The 522-nt window shown below is 50.6% G+C and carries 1 protein-coding gene; it reads right to left on the bottom strand.

Going from position 1 to position 522, the window contains the following annotated elements:
• On the bottom strand, window positions 1-522 hold a 522-nt coding region (locus R7040_RS29865), incomplete at both ends, for a molybdopterin-dependent oxidoreductase (RefSeq protein WP_318098104.1).

The raw sequence follows: 522 nt of genomic DNA, 5'->3' as shown, positions 1-522 counted from the left end.
GGGTTATACACTTTTTGATATCCCGGATAGCAGTTCGGCAAAGCGCCCATATCACACGCACCTTGCACGTTTGATTGACCGCGCAGTGGGTTAATACCACCACCTTCAATACCGATGTTGCCACACAACAATTGCAGGTTTGCAATCGAACGAACGTTGTCGTGCCCTGTCGTATGCTGGGTAATACCCATTGAGTAATACACCGCCGTGCGTTTTGCCGTACCAATCATTCGCGCCATCGCGAAAATATCGTCCGCTTTTACGCCCGTCACTAACTCAACTTTGTCGAGGTTGTACGCTGGCGACATCACCTCTTGAAGCAAGGTATCAAAGCCGTCGACGCGCTCTTCGATGTATTCTTGATCGTACCAACCATTTTTGATGATTTGCTGCATCACGCCGTTGAGCAACATAACATCCGTACCCGGTCGATGCGCTAAGTACAGCTCTGCATGTTCGGCCATGTCTACTCGTTTCGGGTCTGCCACAATCAAGCGTGCCCCGTGATGACGAATCGCCTGT

Source organism: Vibrio sp. 1069, assembly GCF_033340555.1.
The sequence above is the reverse complement of the archived record's forward strand: the minus strand, read 5'-3'. Positions and strand labels throughout refer to the sequence as shown.